Raw genomic sequence first — 19,151 nt, forward strand, 5'->3', positions numbered from 1 at the left:
CCCCGACCCATTCCCCCATCACCACGAAAACGAGTCTGGCCCCGCCGCTCACGCGGCGGGGCCAGAACCCCAAGATCTTCATGAATCTTCTAGGCGCGCAGGGCCTGGACCGCCGCTTCCAGCCGCTTGCCGAAGTCTTCGTCGGCCTGACGGAAGTTGTTGGTCGCGCGCTCGGCGATGTCGTCGCGCGAAACCTTGGCGATGAACCCGGCGAGGTTGTCGATCAGGCGCGCCTTCTCGTCCTCGGAGTAGAGCCGGTAGAGGTTTCCGGCCTGCACGAAGTCATTGTCCTCGGCGTGGCTCGGGGCTTCGTGCGTACCGATCTCACCGGTGACCGTGGTGGGCTCCCACAGCGGACGGCCGGTCTGGACCGGGCCGCCGAAGCTGTTGGGCTCGTAGTTCTTCGCACCCTTGTGGCGGCCGTCGTACAGGTAGCCGTCCCGGCTGTTCGTCCGCGCCTCGGTGGCGTGCGGGCGGTTCACCGGCAGGTGGTCGGCGTTGATGCCGACGCGGTACCGGTGGGCGTCGCCGTAGGCGAAGAGGCGGCCCTGGAGCATCTTGTCCGGGGACGGGCCGATGCCCGGCACGAAGTGTGCGGGGCTGAAGATCGACTGCTCGGTCTCCGCGAAGATGTTCTCCGGGTTGCGGTTGAGCTCCAGCTTCCCGATCTCGATCGGCGGGTAGTCCGCGTGCGGCCACACCTTGGTGAGGTCGAACGGGTTGAAGCGGTAGGTGGCCGCCTCGGACGCGGGCATGATCTGGACCTGTACGGTCCAGGACGGGAAGTCGCCGCGCTCGATCGCCTCGCGGAGATCGCGCTGGTGGCTGTCCGGGTCCTCGCCGGCGAGCTTGTTCGCCTCGGCCTGGGTGAGGTTCTTGATGCCCTGGTCGGTCTTGAAGTGGTACTTGACCCAGAAGACCTCGCCGGCCTCGTTGTTCCACTGGTAGGTGTGCGAACCGTACCCGTTCATGTGACGCAGCGTGGCCGGGATGCCGCGGTCACCGAAGAGCCAGGTCACCTGGTGGGTGGACTCGGGCGACAGACCCCAGAAGTCCCAGACGTTGTCCGCCTCCTGCGAGCCGGTGTACGGGTCGCGCTTCTGGGTGTGGATGAAGTCCGGGAACTTGATGGCGTCCTTGATGAAGAACACCGGGGTGTTGTTGCCGACGAGGTCGTAATTGCCCTCTTCGGTGTAGAACTTCAGCGCGAAGCCGCGGGGGTCACGCACCGCGTCGGCGGAGCCGAGGTTGCCCGCGACGGTGGAGAAGCGCAGGAACGTCTCGGTCTGCTTGCCGACCTCGGAGAGGAACTTCGCCCGCGTCCACTGCGAGACGTCGCGGGTCAGCGTGAACGTGCCGTACGCACCGGCGCCGCGGGCGTGCACGATGCGCTCCGGAATGCGCTCACGGTTGAAATGCGCGAGCTTCTCCAGCAGCGACTGGTCCTGCACCAGGACCGGCCCGCCGACGCCCGCGGTCTGACTGTTCTGGTTGTCGGCGACCGGCGCGCCGGCCTCCGTGGTGAGCGGTCCCTGCGTCACGTGCGCCTCCTGCGTCATTCCTGCACATCCGTCATGCCCTGATGTCCGCACAGCCTGTCCCTTGGCGTATGCCGGTTCCGATCCTACAATGGACTAAGTCCAAGTCAAGCGAGCATCTAAAGTCACACCTGTTCGGGACCAGGGCCCCCTCACTGTTAGGCTTGATTCCATGAGTGACCTGTTGGAACGGCTCCGCGGACGCGGCTGGCGCATGACTGCGCAGCGGCGCGTCGTGGCCGAAGTCCTCGACGGGGACCATGTGCACCTGACAGCCGACGAGGTCCACGCCCGGGCCGTCGCCAAACTGCCGGAGATCTCCCGCGCCACCGTCTACAACACGCTCGGTGAGATGGTCACCCTCGGCGAGGTCATCGAGGTCTCCACGGATCGCCGAGCGAAGCGGTACGACCCGAACGCGCACCGCCCCCACCACCACCTGGTCTGCGCCCGGTGCGGCACCATCCGTGACGTGCACCCGGCGGGCGATCCGCTGGCGGACCTGTCGGCAGACGAGCGCTTCGGCTTCACGGTCTCCGGTGTCGAGGTGACGTACCGCGGCGTCTGCCCGAACTGCGCGGCAACGGCCTGAGACAAAGTGAAAGGCCCGGTGCGAGCGACACTCGCACCGGGCCTTTCGCATGCCGGCACCCCAGGACCTGAGCACCGGACCGCACCTGGTGCCGACGATGCCCGCCGCTCGGCCCCGGCGCCCGACAGATGGCCGGCGAGGAGTTGCGCATCGACCGCAGCGCCATGATCGGGGTCGCCGACTCCCCGATGAGGGACGGCCCGGTCCTGCACGAACGAGCACCCGCCTGCCGCCGCTCCTGCGCCGGCTGCCTCCTCCCCGGTCGCCGATCAGGCGGATCCCGCAGCAGCGAGCGGCGAACGCCGGCGTTCCCGGACGCGAGCTCCGCCGCGCCGGGCTCGTCCACCGGCGGCGGCCGGCCGAACCCTCGGACAAACTGCCACAGGTGCGCCCGGAACCTTGGTCCCGGGGGACCAGGTGTGCGGCACACCCATCCCGCGCGCACCCCCTTCCCGAAACTGACGGGTCATCATATCGTCGGCGGCGATCGCGTCCGCCCCGCGGCGGATCCACACCTCGACCGCACGAGGAGAGACCCGTGGGAGATCCGCACCCGAGCACACCACCACCCGCCGCCCCCAAGCTCCGGGCACAGGCGCTCACCCGTTCGTTCGGGCGCGGCGCCAAGACCCTCACCGCCCTCGGCCCGGTCGATCTCGACATCGCGCCGGGTGAGTTCACCTGCATCGTCGGCCCGTCCGGCTGCGGGAAGTCCACGCTGCTGAGGATCGCCGCCGGACTGCTCCGCCCCAGCGCGGGCGAACTGTCCATCCGTACGGCATCACCCCGCCCGGCCGCGATGATCTTCCAGGACTACGGGATCCACGATTGGAAGACCGTCCTCGCGAACGTCCGGTTCGGCCTCGACATCCAGCGCGTGCCGCGCAGGGAGGGCGACGCCAGGGCGCGCGACTGGCTCGCCCGAATGGGGCTCGCGGAATTCGCCGGCGCCTACCCCGCTGCACTCTCCGGCGGGATGCGGCAGCGCGTCGCCATCGCCCGCGCCCTCACGGTCGAACCCGAACTCCTGCTGATGGACGAGCCGTTCGCGGCGCTCGATGCCCAGTTGCGGACGATCCTGCAGGACGAACTGCTGGACCTCACCCAGACCACCCGTACCACCACGCTCTTCATCACCCACAGCCTGGAGGAGGCGATCGTGCTCGGCGACCGGGTGCTGGTGATGTCCGCCAGGCCGGGCCGGATCATCGCCGAGCGCCGACCGCCGTTCGCCCGGCCGCGCATCGGCGACGTCCGTTCGGCGCCCGAATTCACCGCGCTGAAGAGCGAGTTGTGGGAGCTGCTGCGCAGCGAGGTCCGCAGAGAGGTGGCCCCGGCATGAGCACAGCCGTGAAACACGCACGTCAGGAAGGCGGTGGGGCCGTCCTGGTGCGCAGGCCGGGCCCGCAGGAGCTGCATCCCGTACGCACCCACCGCAAACGTCGCGCCCTGGAGCTGGCCCTCGCCGTCGCCGTACCCCTGCTCCTCGTCCTGCTCTGGCAGCTGGCCGCCGCACAGTCCTGGATCGACGACCGGGTCTATCCGGCCCCGTCCACCATCCTCGCGGACGGCTGGGGCCGTGCGGCCGACGGCGAGCTGTGGCCCGATGTGTGGGCCACGCTCAAACGGGTCCTCGGCGGCTACGCGATCGGCACCGTCACCGGATACGCGCTCGGCCTGCTGATGGGGGCGCTCTCCCTCGTACGAGCCGCGCTGGAACCGTTGCTCGATGCCCTGTACGTCGTACCGAAGCTGGCTCTGCTGCCGGTCTTCCTCAATATGTTCGGCCTCGGCGAGGGGCCGCAGCTCGCGCTGGTCGCCGCCACGGTCTTCTTCTTCGTCTGGATCTCCACCATGGCTGCCGTCCTCGCCGTCCCGGCGGGTCACCGCGACGCCGGCCAGGTCTTCGGCGCCTCGCCCTGGCAGATGTTCCGGCATGTGCTGCTGCCCGCCTCGCTGCCCGCGGTGCTGGTCGGCGCACGGATCGCGGCGGGGGTGGCGGTCCTGGTGATCGTGGCGTCCGAGCAGATCGCCGCGGCGGACGGGCTCGGGCATCTGATCTTCGACTCCCGGGCGCTGTTCCAGAACGACGTGATGTTCGTCGGCATCGTCTGCGTGGCGGTACTCGGCGTCGTCTTCTCCGAAGTGGTGCGGATCGCCGGACGGCTGCTCACCCCGTGGGCGCCGCGCGACCACGGCCGCGGCCGGTCGTGAACGGCACCGACCCTGCTCCATCGAGTTCCCCGTACGGAGGCACTGTGCGTACACGTACCCCTCTCACCCGCACCGTCGCGCTCGTCGCGGCAGCACTGCTCGCCGCGGCGGGCTGCGCCGGGAACGACTCCCGCGACGACACCGGCGCCGCTGCCGCGCCACGCACCGTCAAGCCCGTCACGGGCTGCGGTACGGGCAGCTGGACCGACCCGGCCGATCTGGCACCGGACCGGGAACCTGCCCGCTGCGACAAGGGCGCGCCCGCCGCGCAGCCGCTGGCGAAGAAGCGGAAGATCACCGTCGCGACCGGCACCCTGAGCGCGGAGTACGTTGCTCCGCTCCAGGTCGCCGTCTCGAAGGGCGAGTTCGCGAAGGAAGGCCTGACTGTCGAACTGAGGGTGCTCCCCACCCCGGACGCCCTGCCGCTGCTTGCCAAGGGCGATGTCGACGCCCAGTGGGCGGCCCCCGAAGCGGCCGTGATGAACGGCATCAACGGCGGCTTCGACATCAAGTGGGTGGCGGGGAACTTCTCCCCCGACCCGACCTCGAAGAGCGGACTGTGGGTCCGCCTCAAGGACGGCGAGAGCGCCGGTCACGTCGACATGGCGGGCCGGAAGATGGGCACCATGATCGGCAAGGGGTCGGTCATCGCATACCCGATGGACACATCGCTGAAGAAGCACGGCGGCGGGCTCGACAAGATCAGCTTTCAGCAGCTCGGCTCGGCGGATGTGCTGACCGCTCTGCAGAACGGGGGCGTGGACTCCGCCTGGCTGCTCGACCCGGTCTGGCGGAAGGTCGACGGCGACAAGAAGTATGCGTTCCTCGGCGGCCAGCCGGTCGGCGAACCGCTCGGCGGCCTGCTCTTCGGCCCGACGCTGCTGACCGAGGACCCGGACGCGGGCGTCGCCTTCCTCCGCGCCTACATCCGCACGGTGAACACCTACTTCTCCGGTGACTACAAGTCCGATCCCGCCTTCGTCGCGGAACTGGCGAAGCTGATGAAGATCGACGAGGCAACGCTGCGGTCGACTCCGTCGATGCGAATGGACTGGGAGATCCGGAAGGGCACAACGGACCGCCTGCAGCAGGCCTACCGCGACGCGGGTGTCTCGGCCGGCAAGCCGGTGCCGGAGGAGAAGGCCGTCGACCGGGCGATGTACGGGGAGGCGGTGGGCCACACGCTTTGAGGCGAAGGCCCCGGACATGAACAGAGGGCCGGATCCCTGTAAAAGGATCCGGCCCTCTGCCTTCAGTAGCGGGGACAGGATTTGAACCTGCGACCTCTGGGTTATGAGCCCAGCGAGCTACCGAGCTGCTCCACCCCGCGTCGGTGAACACAACATTACGTGACACCCCCGACCAGCGCAAATCCGTTTCCGCTGGATGGGGCGGCGGCCCGCGGAGACCCGGCGTACCGGCCCCGCACACGGAGCCGGGGGCTCGGGCAGGGATCGCGGGTGACGGGGCTGACCGCGGCACGGCGACGGGCCCGCCGGCACATCCCCGTGCCGTGCCGCATGCCCGGCGGCCCTGCGCCGGCTCGGGCGGGCGGAACGCCAGCTCCGGCGCCACGCCCCGCACCGCGCCCGTGGTGCTCCCCTACGCGGTCAGCTCCTGGTGCAGCGCCTCACGCAGCCGTGCTGCCCGCTCGGCGACCTCCGCGGGGCCCAGCTCGACCGCCCGGGCGCACCAGCGCTGTCCCTCGGTGAGCTCGCCGCGGCGGGCGGCGAGCAGGGCGAGGCGCAGCGCGGCCCGCCCGTGCCCGTCGTTCGCGGCGCGGCTCCACCACAACGCGGCCTCGCGCTCGCTGCCCTCGCGGGCGAGGAGCAGCCCGAGGTTGAAGGCCCCGTTGCGGCTGCCCGCCTCGGCCGCCTCGCGGTACCAGCGGGCGGCGCTGTCCGCATCGCCGCGAGCGGCGGCGAGCATGCCGACGCGAACCTGGGCACGGCGGTGCCCCTGCTCGGCGGCCCGCTCGTACCACTCCTCGCACTCGGTCTTCTCCGGCATCGGCTCGCCGAGCGCGGGCGGTCCCGGCGGCGGCTGCCGCGAGTCCAGCACCCCGGCCAGCCGGAAGGCGGCCTCGGCGCTGCCGCCGCCCGCGGCGCAGCGAAGGTGACGCTCGGCCTCCTGCTCCTCGCCGTGGTGCAGCAGCGCCATGCCGACCTGGAGCGCCGCCTCCGTGTGCCCGGCGGCGGCGGCCCGCTCGTACCAGCTGAGCGCCGCCCGGTCCTCGTCGCGCCCTGCGTGCAGGATGCCGAGGTTGAAGGCGGCGTCGACGCTGCCCGCCTCGGCGGCTTTGGAGAACCAGGGCTCCGCACCGGTCGCGTCCCCCGCCTGGAGCAGGAGTACGGCCAGCGCGTTGGCGGCTTCGCGATGACCGGCGTAGGCCGCACGGCGGTACCACTGCTCGGCCTGCGGCGTACGGTCCTGGGCGGCGCACAGCAGTCCGAGGTTGTACGCGCCGTTGACGTCGCCCGCGTTCATGGCGGCGCGGTACCAGCGCTCGGCGGTCTGCTGCTCACCGCGGGCGGCGTGCAGGGCACCCAGGGCGTTGGCGGCGTTGCCGTCACCGTCCTGGGCGGCGCGCAGCCACCACACGGCGGCGCTCTCCTCGTCGCCCGCATCGCGCAGCAGGAATCCGAGCGCGCAGGCGGCCCGTGCCTCGCCGTCCTTGGCGGAGGTGAGGTACCAGCGGCCGGCCTCCTTGAGCTCGCCGCGCCGTTCAAGGATGGCGCCGAGATGCAGGGCGGCGCGACGGTGTCCACGCGCGGCGGCCTGCCGGTACCACTGCTCGGCCTCACCGACCTGCCCGGTGGCGGAACCGGTCACGGGCCCGTCGTCCTTGCGTGCGGCGGTCCCACCCGCCTTACGTGTACCGGTCACTGGACCACCGGCCGCCCCCGGACCGGGCCCCATGCCCATCCCGAGCCCCGCGTCCGCTCCGGGACGGCCGAACGCGTCGTGCCGGTCGGCGGCGGCCCTGCGCTCCAGGGCGCGTGCCAGGCGGTAGGCAGCCTCGCGGTGGCCCTGCTCGGCTGCGGCGCGCAACCAGCGCTCGGCACCGACGTCGCTGCGGTGTTCCAGCAGGTCGGCAAGGGCGTACGCGCCCAGTGCATGGCCCTGCTCGGCAGACTGGCGCAGCCAGTACTCGGCGCCGGGCTCGTCGCCGCGCTCGCGGTAGTGGCGGCCCAGGGCGTGCGCGGCGGCGGCGGAACCGGCGACGGCGGCGATACGCCACCAGCCGGCCGCCTCGTCGGCATAGCCGCGCTGGTGGAGAAGAACACCCAGGTTGTTGGCGGCGGCCCGGTCGCCGTCGGCCGTGGCCCCCCGCAGATAGGGCTCGGCGCCGTTCAGATCACCACGGCGCAGCAGCAGGGCGCCGAGGACGCTCATGGACGCGGTGTCCCCGGCGTCGGCGGCGCGGCGGTGCCGCGCTTCGGTCTCGGCACTCTCCGTGCTCTCGGCCTCGTCGGAAGCCGCCATGGTCCTGGCGGCTCCCATGGTCCCGGCCGCCCCCGCGACCTCGACACCTTCAACGGTCTCGGTGTTCTCAACGGTCACGGTGATACTCGCAGCGTCAGCGACAAAAGCCGCGTCCGTCACGTTTTCCACCCCATGGACGTGCCGCTGCACAAACCGCCCTGTCTCCAACAGAGTTGCCCTGTCCCCCATAAATACCATCGTCCCACCACCTGCAACCCGCGTACACCTCGTATACCGCGGCCAGTGAGGTCACTTCAGCGTTTTGTCGACATGCCCACAGAGAGATAAGTCAAACACGTCTGGACCCAACTCGTGCCCTGCGAACCGCACTTCACGCCCACCACATGGGAAAGTTTCACGGCACGACGAAGGCCCGGATCCTCGAAAGAATCCGGGCCTTCGTCTTTCAGTAGCGGGGACAGGATTTGAACCTGCGACCTCTGGGTTATGAGCCCAGCGAGCTACCGAGCTGCTCCACCCCGCGTCGTTGTGTTCAAACCGTACCACGACGCGGAGGTGGGGCTTTACCGGCAACTGCTCAGCTGCCCTTGTCCGCCTTGGGCGCGGCCGCCGCCGCACGCTTCAGCGCGTCCTGCAGATCGGCCTGGGCCTTGCCGTAGGCAGTCCAGTCCTGCTTCTTCAGGGCTGCCTCACCCTCCGCATAGGCCTTCTGCGCATCCGCGATCGCCTGCTTGAGCGCGGCGTCGCCGGTGGTCGCAGGTGGCTTCGTGGTCTCGCCCGGCGGCTGCGTGGTTTCGGTGCCCTCCACCCCGAAGACCGCGTTGAGCGCCTCCCCGAGGCTGTTCTCGAAGACGGTCTTCGAACCGTACGAGGCAGCCACCTTGCGCAGCAGCGGGTAGTTCTGCGTGCCACCGCGCGTGTAGACCGGCTCGATGTAGAGGAAGCCCCCGTCGAGCGGCACCGTCAGCAGGTTGCCGTACTCGATGTCGGAGTCGGTTCCCTTGAGGTTTCTCACGAACTCGGCGACATCGTCGTTGCCGTTGAGCTCGCTCTGCACCTGCCCGGGGCCCTTCACCGTCGTGGTGACTCTGAGCAAACGTATGGTGCCGTAGTCCTTGCTGGCCGCATCTGCGTCCACCGCCATGAACGCCCCGAGGTCGGGCCGCCCCTTCGGGGTGAACGTGGTGGTCAGCGAGAACTTCTGGGCCGGCTGATCCGGCATCTTTATGCTCAGGTAGTACGGCGGGACGGCGCCGGACTCCTTGTTCGTCGGGTCGTCCGGGACCTGCCACGCGTCGCTGCCGCTGTAGAACTGTGCGGGGTTGGTGACGTGGTAGCGGGTGAGCAGCTCGCGCTGCACCTTGAACAGGTCCTGCGGGTACCGCAGGTGGGCCATCAGGTCCTGGGGGATGTCACCCCGTGGCTTCACCGTCCCGGGGAACGCCTTGCGCCAGGTCTTGAGGACCGGGTCCTTGGTGTCCCACTCGTACAGCGTGACCTTGCCGTCGTACGCGTCGACGGTGGCCTTCACAGAGTTGCGGATGTAGTTGACCTGATTCTGCTGGGCGACGACCGCGCGCTGATTGGTGGTCAGCGAGTCGGCCGTGGTGTCACCGAGCGTCGTGCGCGAGGCGTACGGGTACCCGTTGGTGGTGGTGTACGCGTCGACGACCCACTGGATGCGGTGGTTCACCACCGCCGGGTACGCGTCGCCGTCGATGGTCAACCACGGGGCGACCGCCTCGACGCGCTCCTTGGGCGTGCGGTTGTAGAGGATCCGCGAGCCCTCGCCGATGGCCCCCGAGTAGAGGATCTGCGGCTCGCTGAACGAGACCGCGTACGCAGCGCGGTTGAACGCGTTGGAGAGGCTGACCCCGCTGTTGCCCTTGTAACTGGTGGTCTTCTCGCCGTCCTCCTCGTAGTCGAGCTCCTTCTGGGGCCCGCCGACGATGGAGTACTGCTCGGTCTTTTCGCCGTAGTAGATCTGCTGCCGGTACGTGCCGAGCTCACCGGTGGTCGGCAGACCCGACTCGGTGAAGTCCGGGGACCCCTTCGGGTTCTTGCCCGTCGTGGTGCCCCGCGCGGCGATGGCGCCGTAGCCGTGGGTGTACGTGAAGTGGTCGTTGATCCAGTTGCGCTTGGGGATGCCGTCCAGGTTGAGCTCGCGCAGACCGATGACCGTGTCCTGGTCCTTGCCGGCGGCGTCCTTGTAGCGGTCGACGTCCAGAGTCTTGGGGAACTGGTAGTAGTTCCGCTTCTGCTGGAGCTGCTGGAAGGCCGGGGAGACGACGTTGGGGTCCATCACCCGGTAGCTCGCGGCGTCGTCCGCGCTCGCGCGCAGCTTGGCGTCGTCCGTCGTGGTGCTCTTGCCCGAGTAGTCGGTCACCCGGGCGTTGTCGATGTCGTACGCCTCACGCGTCGCCTGGATGTTCTTCCGGATGAACGGCGCTTCCTTGGCCTGCTCGTTCGGCTGGACCTGGAACTTCTGCACGATCGCCGGGTACAGCCCGCCGATCAGGATCGCGGAGAGCACCATCAGACCGAAGCCGATCATCGGGAGCTGCCAGGTGCGGCGCCACAGCGTCGCGAAGAACAGCACTGCGCAGATCGCGGCGATGCAGAACAGGATCGTCTTCGCCGGCAGATAGGCGTTGGCGTCGACGTACCGCAGGCCCGTCCAGTTGTCCGTCGCCTTGAAGTCGCTGGACTTCACCGCCAGCCCGTACCGGTCGAGCCAGTACGCCACGGCCTTCAGCGAGACGAAGACGCCGAGCAGCACCGACAGATGGCCGGTGGCCGCGCCGGTCGCCCGCGCGCCGGGACTGGTGATGCGGAGCCCGCCGTACAGGTAGTGGGTCAGCGCGGCGGTGATCAGCGAGAGCACCGTGGCCGCGAAGCCGAAGCCCAGCAGGAAGCGGTACCACGGAAGGTCGAAGGCGTAGAAGGAGACATCCAGATGGAACTGGGGGTCCTTCTGCCCGAACGCCACGCCGTTCACGTACATCAGCCACGTGCGCCACTGGCCCGATGCGGACGCTCCGGCGATCAGCCCGATGAGCGCGGTGACCGCGAGCAGTACCCACCTCTTGTACGGGGCGACGCTCATCCGGTAGCGGTCCAGGCTCTGCTGCTCCAGGGACATCGCGCTCAGCGGCGGCCGGAGCCGGTGCGCGAGCCAGATGTTCAGGCCGACAGCGATCGCCATCAGCAGTCCGAAGACGAGGAACAGCCCGATCTTGGTCCACAGGGTGGTGGTGAAGACGGACGAATATGCGACCGACCGGTACCAGAGCCAGTCCGTCCAGAACCCGGCGAACATGACGAACGCCATGGCGAGAATCGCCAGGACGCCGAGTGTCATGAGCAGGGTACGGGCGCGCCGGGACGGGCGGCCGACTCTGATCCGTGGCCCGGTCGGGCCTCCGCCGCGGTCCGGCATCTGGAAAGCCAACGTGCGCACCTCGAAGTTCGCGGTCGTGTGAAACGGGCCCAGCGATCGTAGAGCCCACCTATGCAACTTACTGAGGCTTTACCTAGTTCCCGTTACCGGGGCGGAAGGAGGCAGGATGTTGGACATGCCCAACGTTTCCCCCTCAGGCCCCCCGATGGCCGCAAGCCCCCTCACCGTCGCCGTGCTCGAAATCGACGAGTACGCCGCCGGCCTCGGCTGGGACCAGCCCGCCCGGCTCTTCGCTCTCGTCGACACCGCCAAGCTGCGCGCCCAGGAACCGGGGCTCGCCGCCCAGCTCGGTCTCGACAGCCCGGAGTCGACGACCGCCGTACTCACCCCGATCGAGCAGGAGGAGATCCCCCGCGGAAAGGCGCTGGACGAGTTCCTCGCCACCATTGCCTGGCCCGACGCCGTGGCCGGATGCGCGTTGACGGTGGAGCGCCTGATGCTGCCGCCGTCCGCCGAGGCCTCCGTGCCGGACGGGCTCAGTGACGCCCAGCTGACGAAGTGGGTCGCCCGGCACCCCGACCGGCAGGAGGTGCGGATGACCGTGGCCGTTCTGCGCAACGGTGCGCGGGAGTCCGCCGTACGGCTCCGCGAGAAGGACTCCGCGAGCGAGGTCCTGACCGGCGCAGGTCTGGTACCGGGGCTGGCCGACGCGCTGGCAGCCACGTTCGAGTCCTGAGAGTCCTGCCACGACGGGCAACATCGCGCCCGCCGTCCCCGTGGGGGCGCGGTCAGCCTGCCGAGCAGCTCGGCAGAGCGGCCGTGTCCCCCGTGCGGATCTGCTCCAGCGACTTCTTCGCGTCGTCGATCGTCTTGACCTTCACGAGTGTGAGCCCCCTGGGGGTGTCGGACGCGGCGGCCCTGCAGTTGTCGGCCGGCGTCAGGAAGTACCTGGCGCCCGCGTTGCGCGCGCCGACCAGCTTCATGGTGATGCCGCCGATCGGGCCGACCTTGCCCTGGTCGTCGATGGTGCCGGTGCCCGCGATGAACTTGCCGCCGGTCAGCTGGCCGGGCGTCAGCTTGTCGACGATGCCCAGGGAGAACATCAGACCGGCACTCGGGCCGCCGACATCGGCGAGCTTGATGTCGATCCGGAACGGGAACGTGTGATCCGTCCCGGCCTGGATGCCGACGATCGCCCGGTTCTCCTTGGCCGCCTTCGCCGTCGTGATGGTGATCTTCTCGGAACCCTGCGGCTCCTTGCCGGCCTTCTCGGCGGCGGCCGCCGTCTTGGCCGGGATCACCGTGAACGTGACATTCTCACCGGGCTTGTGCTTGGTGACGAGCTTCGCGACGTCCTCGGGCTGTCTGACGGCCGTACCGTCGACCGCCTTGATCACGTCGCCCGCGTGCAGCTTGCCCTGCGCGGGGCTGCCCTTGATCACCGTGGAGACCACGACGCGCGAGGTCACCGGGATGCCCAGTTCGTTCAGGGCGGCGACCTTGGCGCTCTCCTGGGACTGGCTGAACTCCTCGGCGTTCTCCTGCGTCGACTGCTGCTCGGTCTTGCCGTTCGGATACAGCGTGTCGTGCGGGACGACGACACTGTCGTGGGCGAGCCAGCCGTAGACGGCCTCGACGAGGTTCATGTTGTAGTCGGCGCCCGTGACCCGCACCGTCGTCATATTAAGGTTGCCGGACGTCTTGTACGTCTTGTGCCCGGAGATCTGCAGGACTGGTTCTCCATCGACCTTGCCGAGCGTGTTCACCGTCGGACCGGGGGACATCTCCGAGTACGGCACTTTCATCAGCACGCCCGCGCAGAGCAGCGCGATGAGGATCAGCGTGGAGGCGAGCATCGTCGCGGTGCGGCGTGGCATGGAACGACAGTACGGGAAGGGTCTGTCAGTGCACCGCCGGGGCCGGTCCGTAAGGGGCGGAGGGCCAGGTGAGGTGCTGCGCCGATCGGCGTGGGGGGCAGCCGGCGCCGCGATGCGGATCGGCAGCTGCGTACGTATGGTGCTGCCTCAGGCAGCGTCGGAACCGGAGTGAGATTTCTCCATCGCCTCACGGAACCGGGCATACCCGGCGAGTTCGGTGACATCGCCGGTCGTGCGATTTCTGGTGGCCCAGCTCCCCCATATCGCAGCGCCGAGAGCAGCGAAAAGCGGAATCAGCAACCAGGCAAGTGCTGCCATGACGACCTCCCTACCGCATGAGCGACCGCAACCGCCGATCAGCAGATTAGCCATCTGCAGATCCAACGCTCATGGCAGGGGTGCGGTTACGCAAATCGGGGCGGATGACCGCCGATTGGGTTTGAGCTCAGCAGGCGCCGACCCACTCCTCCGTGCCGTCGGAAAACCGCTGGTGTTTCCAGATCGGAACCTCGTGTTTGAGATCGTCGATGAGCTTGCGACACGCCGCGAACGCCTCCGCGCGGTGCGGGCAGGAGACGGCGACGACGACAGCCAGATCTCCCACCTTCAGTTCACCCACACGGTGTACTGCCGCAAGCGCCCGGACCGGGAACTCGGCCGCGACCTTCTCGGCCACCCGGCGCATCTCGTCCTGCGCCGTCGGATGGCAGGAGTAGCCCAGCGCGCCGACGTCCTGTCCGCCGTCGTGATTGCGCACCGTGCCGACGAAGAGCGCGGTGCCGCCCGCGGCGTCGTCCCCGACGGCGCGGAAGATCTCGTCGACCGACAACGGTGTCTCACGGATTTCCAGCAGCCGGATCGGGTCCTGCGCTGCCTGCTCACCGGGGTGGTCGTGGGTGGGTGCCATGCCGCCCATCGTGCCGTACCGCGCCGAGATCGCGGAATAGCCCTTTCCACCGGCGGACCGTCGACAGCCTTGGAGCCTTCTACAGACCCGCCCGGCATGATCCGAACGAAAGACCCCCGTGCTGTGACCGGCGATGTCTGCCCCATGAGGAGCGTCGTCCGGTGCGAGCGGGCGGGCGGGGCGGCGTCCGGTGCGTGCGCTCGCAAGGCGGAGGGTCGCCCCGATACCGGTCGTATCGGGGCGAGCCCGACAACGCGGCGAGCATGCGTGCCGGACGCCGCCCGGCAGGCGGGACTTTCGAAACACGCCCTAGATGCGACGGCGCGCCTTGCGGGCGCGACGGACCAGGGCGGCGGTGCCGAGCAGCGCGACGGTCGCACCGGCGGCACCGGCAGCGGTGGCATCCTTCCGGCCGAGCCGGCGTCCGGCGACGGTGTGGCGGCCCTCGACCTCTTCGAGGAGAGCGGCGAGCACCTCCTCGTTGGTCCACCGGGGACGCCAGCCGACGTCGTGCAGTCGGCTCACACTGACCACCCAGGGGTGCATCGTGTATGCGAGGTCACCCGCCGGGGACGGGGTGAGACCGATCCGGTGCAGCCGTGCTGCGGCGCCGAGGGCGACGGCGGAGGGCAGCTCCATCCGGCGTACACCACTGAGCTCCTCGACCTCCTCCTGCTCCAGCCAGCCGTCACAGCCGACTGCGAACTCCCCGTCGATCTTCTCCAGTGCGGCGTACTCGAGGGCTGTGACCAGGTCGTCGACGTGGCAGAACTGCCAGGCGGGGCGCGATCCGGCGACGACGAGGAGGCGCGGCGACTCGAAGTAGCGGGTCAGCGCCGTGTCCGTACCGCCGACCAGAACGGTGGGGCGGACCACGGTGACATTGAGCCCGGGGTGGGCACGAGGTGCGCGGCGGCCGAGCCGTTCGATCTCCAGAAGGTCACCGACACCGGTGGCCTCGGCCGTGGCGCGCAGCTCTGCGTCCTCGGCGAGCGGGATGTCGTTGTCGGGCAGCGCCCCGTAGACCATCGCCGAGGTGCAGAGCACCGCCCGGTGGACTCCGGCGGCCGCGGCGGCCGTCAGCACGGTCTGGGTGCCGCGGACGTTGTACGCGGTACGGGCGGCGGGGTCGGTCTCCAGGTCGAGATCGAGTGCCAGATGGACGACGACGTCTGCGCCACGCAGTTTCTCGGCGATGGCGGGGTCGCGCACGTCGAGAATGTGCCAGGTCGCATCGGAGACCTCGCCCCGGCGCTCGTCGATGGCGATGACCTGCTTGATCTCCTCGGATGCCGCGAGGCGCGCGGTGAGCAGCTCACCGACACCGGTCGCGGCGCCGGTGACCGCGACGACGGGGCCGCGGCCCTTGGAGCGGCTTTTCGAGGGCGTGCTCTCGTGCGAAGGGTCGGCCAGGTTTCGCGCTGCGCGAACCTGAGGATCTGGGGAACTCACCGGGCGTCTCCAGCGGTTGTCTTCAGTACGTACCCGAATGACGCGTACGTACCAGGTGGCGTCCATCCTGCCGCAGGCCGGGACCCGGCGGAGCACTGAGGCCCTGAGCGGACATGGTGTCTACGCTGGATGGTGATGTCGGGCAGTCGCCGTCGGTTCGAGCCGGCGGCCCTACGAGCCGAGGAAACCCGTGAGTGACACCCCATTCGGATTCGGCCTTCCGCCGGAGGAGCCGGAGAACGGCGACGAGGGCAAGAAGAAGGACCCCACCGGAGGTGGGCAGGGTTCGGGCGGGCCGGCGAACCCGTTCGGCTTCGGGCCGGGCGCGGGCGGGGACAACCCGTTCGCGGCGATGTTCGGCACGATGAACCCGAACGACCTGGGAGCCGCCTTCCAGCAGCTCGGCCAGATGCTGAGCTACGAGGGCGGTCCCGTGAACTGGGACATGGCCAAGCAGATCGCCCGCCAGACGGTTTCGCAGGGCACGCCGGACGGAACGAAGGACGCGAGCGTCGGCCCGTCCGAGCGGTCGGCGGTCGACGAGGCGCTGCGCCTGGCGGATCACTGGCTGGACGGCGTGACGTCGCTGCCCTCCGGTGCGGTCTCGACCGTGGCATGGAGCCGCGCGGAGTGGGTCGAGGCGTCCCTTCCCGCCTGGCAGAAGCTGGTCGACCCGGTGGCGGAGCGTGTCGGCATGGCCATGGGCGATGTGCTGCCCGAGGAGATGCAGGCCATGGCCGGCCCGCTGATCGGCATGATGAGGTCGATGGGCGGTGCGATGTTCGGTCAGCAGATCGGGCAGGCCGTGGGTGTGCTGGCGGGTGAAGTGGTCGGTTCGACCGATATCGGGCTGCCGCTCGGCCCGGCGGGCAAGGCCGCGCTCCTTCCGTTGAACGTCGAGATGTTCGGCAAGGACCTGAGCGTGCCGCAGGACGAGGTGCGCCTCTATCTCGCCCTGCGCGAGGCTGCCCACCAGCGGCTCTTCGCCCATGTGCCGTGGCTGCGCTCGCACCTGTTCGGCGCTGTCGAGGGATACGCGCGCGGCATCAAGGTCGACACCAGCAAGCTGGAGGACGTGGTCGGCCAGTTCGACCCGTCGCAGCCCGAGCAGCTTCAGGACGCCCTTCAGCAGGGCATGTTCCAGCCGGAGGACACACCGGAGCAGAAGGCGGCGCTGGCCCGGCTGGAGACGGCACTCGCGCTGGTCGAGGGCTGGGTGGACGCAGTGGTCCACGAGGCCGCGAAGTCCCGGCTGACCTCGGCGGACGCACTGCGCGAGACGATGCGCAGGCGCCGTGCCTCCGGCGGCCCGGCCGAGCAGACGTTCGCCACACTGATCGGACTGCAGCTGCGGCCGCGGCGGCTGCGGGACGCCTCGCGGCTGTGGGCGTCGCTCACGGACGCGCGCGGTCTCGACGGGCGCGACGCGCTCTGGGAGCACCCGGACATGCTGCCGACCGCGCATGACCTGGACGACCCGGACGGGTTCGTGCACCACGAGCAGCTGGACTTCTCCGAGCTGGACAAGATGCTCGGCGAGGCCGCCAAGGGTCCCCGGAAGCCCGCGGACGACAAGGGCGAGGAAACCGGCGACAGCGACGGCAGGGACGACACCGACCGATGAGCCTGTACGACGACGCCGTTCTCGTACTGAAGAGCTACGAGGACCGGGCCGACGCTGATCAGGAGCAGCTGCGGCAGACCTATCTCGACCATCTGGCACAGCATCCGGACGGCATGTGGAAGGCGTGCGGGGCCGGGCATCTGACAGCCAGCGCGCTGGTCGTCGACCCGGAGCGCGGACGGGTGCTGCTGACACTGCACCGGAAGCTGCAGATGTGGCTGCAGATGGGCGGCCACTGCGAACCCGAGGACGCCACACTGGCCGGCGCGGCGCTGCGTGAGGCCACCGAGGAGTCCGGCATCAGCGGTCTGACGCTGCTGGCGGGCGGCCCGGTGGTGCTGGACCGGCATCCGATCCCGGCGCCCTGCCACTGGCATCTGGATGTGCAGTACGCAGCGCTGGCGCCGTCGGGCGCGACGGAAGAGATCAGCGACGAGTCGCTGGATCTGCGCTGGTTCGCCTACGACGAGGTGGCCGAGGTGGCCGACACCTCGGTCGTGCGGCTGGTGGCACGTACGCGCGCGGCGCTGGAAGGCGGCCGGTAGCCGTACCGACGGCCCCGGGCACCGGTACATCAACGGGTGAGGGGCGTCCTCTCACGAGGCCGCCCCTCACCGGTGCCCGTGCGCCGCGGTTCAGTTCCAGGCGTTGTTCTGGTTCTGGCCGTGCGCTCCTTGCTGGCCCATGCCGTACTGCGCGCGCAGCCCCTGGCCGATCTGGGCGCTCTGCGGGGGCAGCACCTCGCTCGGCTGAACCAGGGCGAAGCCCTGTCCGAGGAAGCTGAGCTCCCAGCCCTCGCCGGTGGTGCCGCGCCGCCGCCAGACGCCCGAGGAGTGCGTCTGTGCCTGCATCTGCACGCGCAGCGAGCTGGACCAGGCGACGATCGCGTCGGCGTCGACGTTGACGTACTTGTCGGGCGTGACCTGCATCATCAGCGGCTGGCCGGACGTCATCAACGCGACCTTGCCGGTGCCGGAGATGTTGAGCTGGTACTTGCCCGTGCCCGAGATGCCGTACTGGCTGTCCACAGCGATGACCTCGGTGTGCAACGACGAGTCGAGCGCCAGGACGTAGGCGCTGTCCACCGTCATGCCGTCCCGGTCGACGTCCACGACATGCACGTACTGCGCGAGGTTGGCGAGGTAGACGGTGCCCTGCCCCGAGCAGCGCATCAGGTCGAGGCCCTCACCCGTGTTCGCGCGGGCGCGGCGCTGCCCGTGCGACTGGTACTCGCCGTCGAACTCCATCAGCCCCTGATAGGCGACCATCGCTCCCTTGCGGGCGAGGACGTCGTCGTGGCCGGTCAGCGAGACCCGCAGGAGCTGCGGGTTCTGCAGGGTGTACCGGTCCTGGGACTGCTGTTCCGTGTAGTTGAAAAGCGGACTCTGCATGGTGTGTTCTCGCTCCCCCTCAGTTCCGGACCCGCAGGCGGTCCGTACTGTCCTCGCTCGGCTGGACGACGACGATGCCCTGGCCGGAGAACGCCATCTGGAACGCCTCGCCGCTTCCCCGCCCGATCAGCGAGGATGCCTTGAAGCTGCGCTTGCCCTTCACCTTGAGGTTCGGGGACCACGCCACGAGGGCGTCCGGGTCGACAAAGGTCTCGTCCTCCCCGCGTCCGCAGTCGACGACGATCGGCGTGCCGCGCGAGGTGATCGCGACCCAGCCGGTCCCGGAGATGCAGACGTTCCACAGGCCCTGGCCGGCGAACTTCGCCAGCCCCTTCACCCGCTCCACGCCCCAGGTGAGGTGGCCGTCGAAGGCCAGGACGTTGGTGCCGTTGACCGAGAGGGAGTCGTTGTTGAGGTTGACGACGACCACATCCGCGCCGTAGTCGGCGAGGTAGAGCAGCCCGTCACCGGAGCACTTCATCAGGGGCGCGCCCTCGCCGGTGATCCACTGGGAGGCGATCTGCCGGACGGCCGGCGGGTTGGGCTCGTACTGGATGAAGCCCTCGTAGGACACCATCGAGCCGGTACGTGCGTAGAGGTCCTGGCCCGTGGCCATGGCGACCTTGAGCATCGTATGGCCGTGGTTCTCCATGCGGGCCGTGACGGGGGTCGGGGCGAAGCCCGCGAGTTGCTGGTTCATGACGGGCTC

General features: G+C 69.5%; 16 protein-coding genes and 2 tRNA genes. 7 read left to right on the plus strand and 11 right to left on the minus strand.

The genetic code is table 11. The annotated features are described in order from the left end of the window. Positions 1 to 89: 89 nt before the first annotated feature. A complete protein-coding gene (locus tag ACNPQM_RS17730) occupies positions 90 to 1,559 on the minus strand; it encodes a catalase (RefSeq protein WP_418084753.1) in 1,470 nt (489 codons plus the stop codon). 151 nt (positions 1,560 to 1,710) lie between these two features. On the opposite strand from ACNPQM_RS17730, the gene ACNPQM_RS17735 reads away from it, so the two are divergent. From ACNPQM_RS17735 to ACNPQM_RS17750, 4 genes are all read left to right on the plus strand, one after another. Next, the gene (locus tag ACNPQM_RS17735) at positions 1,711 to 2,130 is read left to right on the plus strand and encodes a Fur family transcriptional regulator (protein WP_418084754.1); all 420 of its coding nucleotides are present in this window, start codon (positions 1,711 to 1,713) and stop codon (positions 2,128 to 2,130) included. A 538-nt stretch (positions 2,131 to 2,668) separates the two neighbouring features. Then, entirely contained in the window at positions 2,669 to 3,472 is an 804-nt protein-coding gene (locus ACNPQM_RS17740; protein WP_418084755.1) for an ABC transporter ATP-binding protein, read from the plus strand. Beyond that, entirely contained in the window at positions 3,469 to 4,344 is an 876-nt protein-coding gene (locus ACNPQM_RS17745) for an ABC transporter permease (protein WP_358859711.1), read from the plus strand. Before ACNPQM_RS17740 ends, ACNPQM_RS17745 begins: the two co-directional genes overlap by 4 nt. Positions 4,345 to 4,388: 44 nt before the next feature. Then, the gene (locus tag ACNPQM_RS17750) at positions 4,389 to 5,534 is read left to right on the plus strand and encodes an ABC transporter substrate-binding protein (RefSeq protein WP_418084756.1); all 1,146 of its coding nucleotides are present in this window, start codon (positions 4,389 to 4,391) and stop codon (positions 5,532 to 5,534) included. Positions 5,535 to 5,600: 66 nt separating this feature from the next. Here ACNPQM_RS17750 and ACNPQM_RS17755 read toward each other — a convergent pair. From ACNPQM_RS17755 to ACNPQM_RS17770, 4 genes are all read right to left on the minus strand, one after another. Continuing rightward, positions 5,601 to 5,674, minus strand: a tRNA-Met gene (locus tag ACNPQM_RS17755). A 272-nt stretch (positions 5,675 to 5,946) separates the two neighbouring features. Continuing rightward, positions 5,947 to 8,028: a sel1 repeat family protein gene (locus ACNPQM_RS17760; RefSeq protein ID WP_418084757.1), complete on the minus strand. Its 2,082-nt coding sequence runs from the start codon at positions 8,026 to 8,028 to the stop codon at positions 5,947 to 5,949. A 212-nt stretch (positions 8,029 to 8,240) separates the two neighbouring features. After that, positions 8,241 to 8,314 (minus strand) — tRNA-Met (locus ACNPQM_RS17765). 54 nt (positions 8,315 to 8,368) lie between these two features. Next, on the minus strand, positions 8,369 to 11,230 hold the full coding sequence (locus tag ACNPQM_RS17770; RefSeq protein WP_418084800.1) for a UPF0182 family protein: 2,862 nt from the start codon (positions 11,228 to 11,230) through the stop codon (positions 8,369 to 8,371). Positions 11,231 to 11,357: 127 nt separating this feature from the next. On the opposite strand from ACNPQM_RS17770, the gene ACNPQM_RS17775 reads away from it, so the two are divergent. Next, positions 11,358 to 11,927 carry a PPA1309 family protein gene (locus tag ACNPQM_RS17775; protein ID WP_418084758.1) on the plus strand — a complete coding sequence of 190 codons (570 nt, stop codon included), beginning with the start codon at positions 11,358 to 11,360 and terminating at the stop codon, positions 11,925 to 11,927. Positions 11,928 to 11,979: 52 nt separating this feature from the next. On the opposite strand, the gene ACNPQM_RS17780 is transcribed toward ACNPQM_RS17775, so the two are convergent. From ACNPQM_RS17780 to ACNPQM_RS17795, 4 genes are all read right to left on the minus strand, one after another. Beyond that, complete coding sequence (locus tag ACNPQM_RS17780; protein WP_358859707.1) at positions 11,980 to 13,068, minus strand: PDZ domain-containing protein; 1,089 nt, start codon at positions 13,066 to 13,068, stop codon at positions 11,980 to 11,982. 147 nt (positions 13,069 to 13,215) lie between these two features. Further along, positions 13,216 to 13,386 (minus strand): hypothetical protein, encoded by a 171-nt coding sequence (locus ACNPQM_RS17785; RefSeq protein ID WP_358859706.1) that lies wholly within the window; start codon positions 13,384 to 13,386, stop codon positions 13,216 to 13,218. A 127-nt stretch (positions 13,387 to 13,513) separates the two neighbouring features. Continuing rightward, entirely contained in the window at positions 13,514 to 13,975 is a 462-nt protein-coding gene (locus ACNPQM_RS17790; protein ID WP_418084759.1) for a molybdenum cofactor biosynthesis protein MoaE, read from the minus strand. Positions 13,976 to 14,284: 309 nt separating this feature from the next. Further along, the gene (locus ACNPQM_RS17795) at positions 14,285 to 15,427 is read right to left on the minus strand and encodes an SDR family oxidoreductase (protein WP_358860472.1); all 1,143 of its coding nucleotides are present in this window, start codon (positions 15,425 to 15,427) and stop codon (positions 14,285 to 14,287) included. Between the two features lie 190 nt (positions 15,428 to 15,617). Here ACNPQM_RS17795 and ACNPQM_RS17800 point away from each other — a divergent pair, with 190 nt between their 5' ends. Then, positions 15,618 to 17,051, plus strand: coding sequence for a zinc-dependent metalloprotease (locus ACNPQM_RS17800; protein WP_418084760.1), 1,434 nt, complete (start codon positions 15,618 to 15,620; stop codon positions 17,049 to 17,051). Further along, the gene (locus tag ACNPQM_RS17805) at positions 17,048 to 17,596 is read left to right on the plus strand and encodes an NUDIX hydrolase (RefSeq protein WP_418084761.1); all 549 of its coding nucleotides are present in this window, start codon (positions 17,048 to 17,050) and stop codon (positions 17,594 to 17,596) included. Before ACNPQM_RS17800 ends, ACNPQM_RS17805 begins: the two co-directional genes overlap by 4 nt. Positions 17,597 to 17,686: 90 nt before the next feature. Here ACNPQM_RS17805 and ACNPQM_RS17810 read toward each other — a convergent pair whose 3' ends face one another. Continuing rightward, entirely contained in the window at positions 17,687 to 18,442 is a 756-nt protein-coding gene (locus ACNPQM_RS17810; RefSeq protein ID WP_358860475.1) for an AIM24 family protein, read from the minus strand. 19 nt (positions 18,443 to 18,461) lie between these two features. Next, positions 18,462 to 19,142 carry an AIM24 family protein gene (locus tag ACNPQM_RS17815; protein WP_358860476.1) on the minus strand — a complete coding sequence of 227 codons (681 nt, stop codon included), beginning with the start codon at positions 19,140 to 19,142 and terminating at the stop codon, positions 18,462 to 18,464. Between the last annotated feature and the right edge of the window lie 9 nt (positions 19,143 to 19,151).

Source organism: Streptomyces sp. NPDC056231 (assembly GCF_048270745.1).
GTDB lineage: Bacteria > Actinomycetota > Actinomycetes > Streptomycetales > Streptomycetaceae > Streptomyces.

Bases quoted from the DNA above. Each gene is read 5' to 3' on its own strand.
- ACNPQM_RS17730 (WP_418084753.1), bottom strand. From the start codon at position 1,559: ATGACGCAGGAGGCGCACGTGACGCAGGGACCGCTCACCACGGAGGCC.
- ACNPQM_RS17735 (WP_418084754.1), top strand. From the start codon at position 1,711: ATGAGTGACCTGTTGGAACGGCTCCGCGGACGCGGCTGGCGCATGACT.
- ACNPQM_RS17745 (WP_358859711.1), top strand. From the start codon at position 3,469: ATGAGCACAGCCGTGAAACACGCACGTCAGGAAGGCGGTGGGGCCGTC.
- ACNPQM_RS17760 (WP_418084757.1), bottom strand. From the start codon at position 8,028: ATGGTATTTATGGGGGACAGGGCAACTCTGTTGGAGACAGGGCGGTTT.
- ACNPQM_RS17770 (WP_418084800.1), bottom strand. From the start codon at position 11,230: ATGCCGGACCGCGGCGGAGGCCCGACCGGGCCACGGATCAGAGTCGGC.
- ACNPQM_RS17775 (WP_418084758.1), top strand. From the start codon at position 11,358: ATGTTGGACATGCCCAACGTTTCCCCCTCAGGCCCCCCGATGGCCGCA.
- ACNPQM_RS17780 (WP_358859707.1), bottom strand. From the start codon at position 13,068: ATGCCACGCCGCACCGCGACGATGCTCGCCTCCACGCTGATCCTCATC.
- ACNPQM_RS17785 (WP_358859706.1), bottom strand. From the start codon at position 13,386: ATGGCAGCACTTGCCTGGTTGCTGATTCCGCTTTTCGCTGCTCTCGGC.
- ACNPQM_RS17790 (WP_418084759.1), bottom strand. From the start codon at position 13,975: ATGGCACCCACCCACGACCACCCCGGTGAGCAGGCAGCGCAGGACCCG.
- ACNPQM_RS17805 (WP_418084761.1), top strand. From the start codon at position 17,048: ATGAGCCTGTACGACGACGCCGTTCTCGTACTGAAGAGCTACGAGGAC.
- ACNPQM_RS17810 (WP_358860475.1), bottom strand. From the start codon at position 18,442: ATGCAGAGTCCGCTTTTCAACTACACGGAACAGCAGTCCCAGGACCGG.
- ACNPQM_RS17815 (WP_358860476.1), bottom strand. From the start codon at position 19,142: ATGAACCAGCAACTCGCGGGCTTCGCCCCGACCCCCGTCACGGCCCGC.